This is a genomic window from Staphylococcus sp. HMSC06C11, assembly GCF_001808345.1.
GTDB lineage: Bacteria > Bacillota > Bacilli > Staphylococcales > Staphylococcaceae > Staphylococcus > Staphylococcus capitis.
Genome location: NZ_KV793042.1, coordinates 1 through 1,922 on the forward strand (window position 1 = coordinate 1; position 1,922 = coordinate 1,922).

The window sequence follows — 1,922 nt, forward strand, 5'->3', positions numbered from 1 at the left end:
CGAACTCATCTTTATGACCTTGTGGTACTTCTTCAGGTGCAAAGTGTACAATCTCGTCAACTGGATTTTTTGTAACTTCTGTTGTTGGTTCACCACGTTCAACTACATCTCCTGTATCAGGGTCAACTTTAGTTGGTGTAGTTGTTGTTTTCTCTCCATCTTCACCTTTTTGTACAATAACATCAGGTGAGCCTGGTTCTAGAGTTGGATCAAACTCACGAATAGTTTTATGAGGAATTGGTTGTTTCGTTACTTCCACATCATCAATTAAATCAGCTTGAGGCGTTGTAATTGTTACACCTTCAAGATTTGTTCTCATAATTCCATCAGAATATCTATTTTGCATATGACTTGAAGTAATTAAGAAATTATATTTTTGTGATTTATCAATTCCTAAATCATCTGTAGTAGCTTTCCATGTTTTTCCTGCATATGTAGCAGTTATTGTACTTGTTGCTGCATCATAATTTAATACTACATCATTTAATCTTTGGCCATGGAATTGACCATCAAGATGATTAGTTGTATTATCTGCATAAATTATTTTATTTACAGGTTTATCTTTTGTATTTAGGGCATTTTGACCAACTTGGTTAGTCACACCATCTGCACCATTTTTAACAAATGTACCGTAACCAACTTTTGCTGCGCCAATTTGACTTAGATTGTTTGTTTTATCTGCATCGAGTTTATCGACTTTACCATTAACATTATTATATGCCGTATCAATTTTAAAACCAGATGCATTTGCCATACCTTTGTCTCTTAAAATACCACCTTGGTTTAAGAAGTCTTGGCCATTCCCTTGAGTAAACATGAAGCCCCAGCCATCTGCTCCTGTTGTATTACCTTGGTTGTTGTTTGCTACTGGAACAGTAATTGTAAAGTCTTTATTAAAATCTATTTTATCATTATATTCTAATGCGCCTTTAGTTCCTGTATTAGGATTGAAGTTTGTATTGAATGCAGTTAGCGTGCCTTCATTAGGGAATTCTTCTTTATAAGTTTTATGGATTATATCTCCATGCGCAGTAAAGTTACCAGTTCCTTTTTTAGTAACTGTGTCTTGTGCAGCTGCTCTTAATGCTGTTGCTGAATAGTTAACATTTGTTGTTCTAGCATTGCTGCTTACTGAACGGAATGTTGCTCTTGGTTGTGCGTTTTCTTTGTTAGCTGTTTCTTTAAGTACTTCACTTAAAGCTATTTTTTTAATTTCTTCATTAGATAAGTTTGAAATATCTTTTGGTAATACTTTTTCAATTTCAGCTTTTTCTGCTTCTGTAACTTCAGATTTTTTATATAAATCTTTAGCAACTGTATCTACAACTTGAGTTCTCTCAGTTTCTGATGGTTGAGCATTTGAATTGCTCTTAGCATTTGTGTCTTCAACTGCTGGTGTTTCTTCTGTTGCTGCTTTGTTTGTTTCTTCAGCTGCTGGCGCTTCTTCTGTTTCTACTTTGTTTGTTTCTTCAGCTTTTGGTGCTTTTTCTGTTGCTGCTTTGCTTGTTTCTTCAGCTTTTGGCGCTTCTTCTGTTTCTACTTTGTCTGTTTCTTCAGTTTTTGGTGCTTCTTCTGTTGCTTTGTCTGTTTCTTCAGCTTTTGGCGCTTCTTCTGTTGTTGCTTTGTCTGTTTCTTCAGTTTTTGGTGCTTCTTCTGTTGCTTTGTCTGTTTCTTCAGCTTTTGGCGCTTCTTCTGTTTCTACTTTGTCTGTTTCTTCAGTTTTTGGTGCTTCTTCTGTTGCTTTGTCTGTTTCTTCAGCTTTTGGCGCTTCTTCTGTTGTTGCTTTGTCTGTTTCTTCAGTTTTTGGTGCTTCTTCTGTTGCTGTTTTTTCTGTTTCTTCAGCTTTTGGCGCTTCTTCTGTTGCTGCTTTGCTTGTTTCTTCAGCTGCTGGCGCTTCTTCTGTTGTTGCTTTGTCTGTTTCT

The 1,922-nt window shown here is 36.0% G+C and carries 1 pseudogene; it reads right to left on the minus strand.

Annotated elements, in window-relative coordinates:
* Positions 1–1,922 (minus strand): annotated as a pseudogene (gene pls / locus HMPREF3154_RS07120) (plasmin-sensitive LPXTG-anchored glycoprotein Pls); the annotation flags it as partial.